Annotated in this window: 9 protein-coding genes; 4 read left to right on the forward strand and 5 right to left on the reverse strand. The window is 64.5% G+C overall.

The window, feature by feature from the left end:
- Nucleotides 1-728 (forward strand): recombinase family protein (locus tag AB0I41_RS34670; protein WP_357115534.1); only part of this gene is annotated, 728 nt, incomplete at its 5' end.
- On the opposite strand, the gene AB0I41_RS34675 is transcribed toward AB0I41_RS34670, so the two are convergent.
- Complete coding sequence (locus AB0I41_RS34675) at nt 725-1,003, reverse strand: hypothetical protein (RefSeq protein ID WP_357115537.1); 279 nt, start codon at nt 1,001-1,003, stop codon at nt 725-727. The two genes, AB0I41_RS34670 and AB0I41_RS34675, sit on opposite strands and share 4 nt — an antisense overlap.
- Nucleotides 1,004-1,493: 490 nt before the next feature.
- Here AB0I41_RS34675 and AB0I41_RS34680 point away from each other — a divergent pair, with 490 nt between their 5' ends.
- Nucleotides 1,494-1,685, forward strand: a complete 192-nt coding sequence (locus tag AB0I41_RS34680; protein ID WP_357115540.1) for a hypothetical protein — start codon at nt 1,494-1,496, stop codon at nt 1,683-1,685.
- 700 nt (nt 1,686-2,385) lie between these two features.
- Here AB0I41_RS34680 and AB0I41_RS34685 read toward each other — a convergent pair.
- From AB0I41_RS34685 to AB0I41_RS34700, 4 genes are all read right to left on the reverse strand, one after another.
- The gene (locus AB0I41_RS34685) at nt 2,386-2,904 is read right to left on the reverse strand and encodes a hypothetical protein (protein WP_357115543.1); all 519 of its coding nucleotides are present in this window, start codon (nt 2,902-2,904) and stop codon (nt 2,386-2,388) included.
- Nucleotides 2,905-2,986: 82 nt separating this feature from the next.
- Nucleotides 2,987-3,472, reverse strand: a complete 486-nt coding sequence (locus AB0I41_RS34690; protein ID WP_357115546.1) for a hypothetical protein — start codon at nt 3,470-3,472, stop codon at nt 2,987-2,989.
- Complete coding sequence (locus AB0I41_RS34695; protein WP_357115549.1) at nt 3,472-3,690, reverse strand: hypothetical protein; 219 nt, start codon at nt 3,688-3,690, stop codon at nt 3,472-3,474. The genes AB0I41_RS34690 and AB0I41_RS34695 overlap by 1 nt, the downstream gene beginning before the upstream one ends.
- Nucleotides 3,691-3,858: 168 nt before the next feature.
- Nucleotides 3,859-4,056: a hypothetical protein gene (locus tag AB0I41_RS34700; protein WP_357115552.1), complete on the reverse strand. Its 198-nt coding sequence runs from the start codon at nt 4,054-4,056 to the stop codon at nt 3,859-3,861.
- Between the two features lie 154 nt (nt 4,057-4,210).
- On the opposite strand from AB0I41_RS34700, the gene AB0I41_RS34705 reads away from it, so the two are divergent.
- Together AB0I41_RS34705 and AB0I41_RS34710 are read left to right on the forward strand one after the other, a co-directional pair.
- Nucleotides 4,211-4,999 (forward strand): hypothetical protein, encoded by a 789-nt coding sequence (locus AB0I41_RS34705; RefSeq protein WP_357115555.1) that lies wholly within the window; start codon nt 4,211-4,213, stop codon nt 4,997-4,999.
- A 76-nt stretch (nt 5,000-5,075) separates the two neighbouring features.
- Nucleotides 5,076-5,573, forward strand: a complete 498-nt coding sequence (locus AB0I41_RS34710) for a hypothetical protein (protein ID WP_357115558.1) — start codon at nt 5,076-5,078, stop codon at nt 5,571-5,573.
- Nucleotides 5,574-5,630 lie beyond the last annotated feature (57 nt).

The following is a 5,630-nucleotide window of genomic DNA, read 5'->3' on the forward strand; positions in this document are numbered from 1 at the left end:
CACTCGAAAGATCACGCGATGGCCGCGCTCTATGCCGGACGGGCTGTCCGACGATCACGCCAACCGCGTTACACCACTATCAGGGACGCCACTCCGGCTCTTACGGGATCGAGGCGCAGCGCACGGCCATCCGCAACGCAGCCGCTGCGAACGGATGGCGCCTGGTGTGGGCACCTGCCGACGATGGCGCTACGGGTGCCCACACCCGCCGGGCTGGCCTGACGTGGGCTCTGGAACAGCTCGCGGCCGGGAACGCTGAGGGCCTGGTCGTCGCCAAGCTCAACCGGCTGTCGCGGTCGGTGGCCGACTTCGCCCAGGTGCTACGGGTGGCGAAGAAGCAGCGGTGGTCCGTCGTCGCGCTGGATCTGGGCATCGACACGTCTACCGTCAACGGCCGCCTGGTCGCCAACATCGTCATGAGCGTTGCCGAGTGGGAGCGCGAGATCATCAGCCAGCGCACGGTGGAAGCCCTCGCGGAGGCGAAGGAGTCCGGCGTCAAGCTGGGGCGGCCGATCCTCGTCCCGAAGCCCGTCATCCGGCGCATCCGTCGACTGAGGTCCAACGGCCACACCCTCCGGGCCATCGCTGACCAGCTCAACGCCGATCGGGTGCCGACCGCGCACGGTGGCGACCGGTGGCACAGCTCCACGATCCGGGGCGTTCTCAGCCGGTCCGGAGGCGACCCGCACGCCCGTACCCGTCCGACGACACCCGCCCCGGTGGGTTAACGCCTCTGCGGCGATCTGGACCGCCTCTGTTGCCCGACCGTCACGGGCGCGGGGGCGGTCCGTCGTTGGATGACCAATCCCGCCGGTTGCACGGAGATCGATCGTCGGGCTATGGCGTCGCCCTTGTCGTTGAGCTGGTACCCGTCGAGCCACACCCACCGGTCGTAGGTCGGCCAGTCGAGTACGCGGATCACCCGGAAAAAGAAGGGATTCACGAACTGCACGCTCGCGGCCCGGGTGACCTGCACCAGGTCACCGGGCTTCACGGCAGCCATCCGAGGAACCTGCGGTGCAGAGCGCCGGCCGACGCCCAGCTCAGGTCCTGACTTGCGCTCACGTAACACGAGGCCAGGTAGAGCCGTAGCGATACCGGGGCACGGAAGTACTCGGCTTGCAGCTCGCGTCGGCGGGTGGCGCAGGGCCACGCACGCCCGCAGCCCCCACAGGTCCAGATGGGCAGAACAGGCCCGTGTGTGGTCATCGGCTCTCACCCGGCCAGTGCCCCCGGTTGATCGGGACACGATGCCTCACCCGACAGGGCAGGTCCCGACCACACCGGCAAGCCACCCGCTTGAGCAGGTGGTTCCAGGTGGGCTGATGCCTGCGCGCCAGGGTCAGAGCTACGGCCGTCAGATACTCCCCGTATGGAACGTGTCGCGTCATGTGACCCATCGCAACACGGAGGGTTGTACGAGGGCAACCCCCACACGAGTTGCCTCACCCGGTATTGCCTGATGCACTACTCTGGGGCCATACCGTCAGATTGTGGAGCTGCTTGGGCTGGATGAGATCCGCGACTTGCTGGGCGGGATCAGCAAGCAGCGCGCCACGATCATCGTGGGCCGCAAGGGATTCCCTGACCCCCTCGCCACCTTGAAGATGGGCCGCGTCTGGGATGGCAAGGCCGTCCGGGAATGGATAGCCGAGCACCGCCCCAGCCCGGCCGCCGAGGACTAACCGGGCGCAGCAACTGAGAGTCACCGCGCCCGGCTACCGCAAACGTCCGTCAACTGGTTACCGTCGGCGCTTGCGGGGCAGGCGCATCGGTAGCGCGGGTTCGTCGTTCAGCTCAGAGTCCCGGAAAACTTGGGGGCTGAAAGGACGAAGCTCAGCCAGGCTACCGAGAATGGCGGGTCTCTCCTCGGGTCTTGTGTCCCGAAGCGCCATCTCAGCCAATGCCCTGTCGCGGTCAGCCTTGATCTTCACACGCCATAGGCCTGTCACCGCCAGCACAATGCCGGAGGTGCTAGAGACGACTACCCAGAGCCCAGGATCTGCGAGCCCCACGACCCATATCTCCTCACTCTGGTCGAGTGAGGCACGCAGGGCTCAGCTCGACCAGCACGACGTTCGTACTGATGAAGCTGAGGTCCTGCGCCGATTGAGCAAGATCTCAGTATTGGTACTCGTACGGTAGGCACAGAGGTGGCGACGGGTTCCCAACCCCACCAATCGGCAGTGGGGATGGACTGACTCTGGGTTCCGAGCCCACAGCCAGTGTCCTCTCTCGGTTGCCAACCCGTTCCAGCCCGGGTCGGCACCCGGCAGCGTACCGGAATGCCGCAACGCGACACCAACGCGAAGCCTCTTCAGGCGGCCCTAGAGACGCGAACGCGGTCCGGCGGTACGTGGGCACCAACCGAACCACCCAAGGGCCTTACGAGACGTCGCCGTCCGCCTGGGCGTCGCGGAGGTATCGCGGCATCCGGTCCTCGTCGTTCACGGCGTTGGGCGGGAGTCCGGGGTCTTTCAGGCGCGGAGGCACACCCGCAGGCGTAGGCGGGGTGCGTTGCCCGGTCCCGAGCCGCTGCTTGACCGTGGCGAGTGCTGAGTCGAGCAGAGTGAGAACTTCAACCGGGGTTTCCGGGTTAGTCGCCAACTCGACGAGGACTTTGCTTAGGACTTCCGGTCTCGGTTTGGGGGCAGAGAGCGTCGCCTCCTTGTGCCTCCGCAACGCCTCAGCTTCGACCTGCTCTTTCCGCCACTCGGGTGCCCGACCAGAAAACGAACCTCGTCTGTCCCGCGGCCTCCCTTTGGCCAGTTCCTCGTCGTCCCACTCAGACACGGGTTTGTGCCCGGCCTCCTCCAACATGGCGAGGTCCCGTTCCAGGTTGTCGCCTCTCCGGAGCCGCTTACGGATCTCCTTCGGCTTCCGCGACAGTTCCCGATCAGCCACACCACACCTCCATCTCACGCAATTGCGTGATCTGCAAAGGGAGGGCCAGGCGCGGTAGCCCGACCCTCCCCTCGTCGTGTCGTCAGTCCCCTTGTCCCTGCACCTGGCGGACGTAGTCGCCCAGCGTGCGAGGAGAGCCGGCCAGTGCGGGGAACCGTCCCGTCAGGTCGGCCTCCGCCTGGATCTCGTCCAACGGCTTGGCGAAGAGGTCAGTGAGGCGGTCGTCGTCCTCGATCAACGACCGGTGCAAGTCGGACAGGCGGCCGTGCTCCGCGACGAAGTCCCGCATCTTGCCCTCGGCCTCCTGGGGCGTGATGCGTCCCTCCTCCAGATCCGTCTTGATCTTTCGAAGCTCCTTCGGCCCACGCTTACGCGCCTGATAGACCAGTTCGTCGTGAGACTCGTCTCGGGCCTCGACCCCAGCCCGGTGCTGCTTCTTCCTCCGGACCCGCCACTCCTTCAGGGCAGCGGCATAGGCTCGCTCCAAGATCTCTCTATCGGCGGCGTTGAGTTCCGTCCGGTCGATCTCTGCCCGCATGTCAGCGAGCCGCGTGACGTTGAGGTTCATCAGTAGTTCCCATGGTGTGGAGAAGGCGCCTGCTGGTCGGTGTCGACGTGCGCCGTGTGATCGGTCGGGTCGGTCTGATAGATCGCCCGGAGGGTTTCCGAGGTGGTCGGCTCGTGCGGGTGCGGCTGCGTCAGTCCGTCCACACCGCCGAACTCGCTCTCATCTGTGCGATCTACGAGGGAGGACAGGTGGTCGGTGGCCGACCGGTAGGGGTTCACGGCTTGTTCCCCACGGCAGGCCACCGGTTGAGGTCGATGGGTTGCTCGCCGGCTGCCTGTTCTCCCGCCGTCCGGTATGCCTGCCGAGCCTTCGCCTGCAAGATGGCGTCCTCCACCTCGCTGATCGTTCGATGGAACAGACCCAGGGCCATCACACGGCCCTCTTCGTCAGCCCTCTCGTGCGGCATTCTTCACCCCTTCGTCAGTAGTGCGGTTTTCCCATTCCTTGTCCACCAGCCAGCGAACTGTTCCCGCTAGGGAAGCGGCACGCTGCGCCGCAAGACTTCTCAATCGGTATCGCTGGGCCTCGGACATCGAGACATCGAGCGATACCGGGAACTCCGGCAGCTTTCCCCGAGCGCCCATTAGCGCTCCTTCCAGTCCGTCAAAACGTTCCGGGGATCATTTTCGCGCACATTCCGGGAGTTTGATTTAGGAGCCATTCGCCTGCACGAAACGAGCGTCACCTGTCCGATAACCCGATAGCCCGGGCGGCAGACCGGGCGTACGGTGGCTAGCTGTGACAGTGAGCAATGAAGATCGAGCGCTGATCAACAAGCTCATGGAGCTGTTGAGGCGGACAGACGAGTGGATGGAGCAGGAGGCGCCGGCGGTACAGCCGGGGAGCTGTCTTGCCAGGGATAACGAGCTGACGCACCCGCACCAGGTGAGTCACGCTGCCATCCAGCTGATCGGCAACGCAGTCGACCACCTGCACGCGATGCGGTCAGCGCTCTGGGATTACGAGAATAACCGACTCACCCTCCACACCTACGCTCCTTTCACGCTAACTCGTGGCGCGCTGGAGAACGCCTCTGCCGCTATCTGGATGCTCGCCCCAGCCAGCCGAAATGAACGCATCCGCCGTCGACTCTGGCACGAACTGGCAAGCATCAAGAACACAGAGTCGCTGCTCTCGGAGATCGATCAACCACAGGACGCAGGCATCCAGCGACGCAAGGATCGCGTGCTGGGCCTTGCCGATGCAGCTGGGATCGACCGTGCGACGTTGCGTGGAAAGCCCCAGTACAAGGACTACATGGAAGAGTCGGCGCGGTTTGTCGACCTGATGGACGGCCAGAACAACCTCGTCTACATCATGTGGAAGATGTGCAGCGCCGTAGCGCACGGAGACACCTGGATCGTCCCGCTCTTCGATTTGGAGATGATTAGGCCACTTGAGCCAGGCGTGAGCACGTACCGCGTCACCGCGCCCACAGCGCTGCTCCACTCGGGCGTTCAGGCCGCGATGGTGCTCGTCATCAAGGCCCGAGAACTGTTCTCGCAACGAGCGGCGTCACATCTCTGACAGCAGACGGCCGTTTCATGCAGAAGGCGTCAGTAACGGGTTGCCGCACTGGGTCCAGCATGGACATACTGCCCGAGTGACTGAAGAGAAGCGAATCCCCTTGGCAAGCGTCGGCTTCACGAGCGATGAAGCCCGCGAAGCAGCGACCGACAGCTACTACCTTGAGGAACTCGACCGACAGGCCGAGATGGCGGTCAACAGCATCCACCTCGCGGTGATGCGCGGCCGGGACACCAAGGACCCGCGCGACCCGAAGGTGTGGGGGGCACTTCAGAACACTCTCTTCGCCGCTATCTGCATCGCTCGCCTGTTGAAGCCGAGCATTGTGAAGAAGCCGTATCACAGCGGCATGACCAAGCAGCAGAGCCAACAGTTCGCCGACGACCGGGGCAAAAAGCTGCGAGACATGCTTGACGTGGAGGAGGACTGCCACATCCTCGATGTGAAGGCCGTGCGCGACGCCTACGAGCACTACGACGAGTACTTCGACCGCCATCTTGCGGGTGGTGCCGAATGCTTTTCCGACTGGTACATCACCCACGGCCCCGGCGTTGTTCGGGAGTGTCCGGTTTGATCATGGTTTGTTAGATGCCGTAGACGGCGAAGACGTCGCTGCGGTCGTGTAGGTCGC

Source organism: Micromonospora sp. NPDC050200, from assembly GCF_040656135.1.
Taxonomy (GTDB): Bacteria; Actinomycetota; Actinomycetes; order Mycobacteriales; family Micromonosporaceae; genus Micromonospora.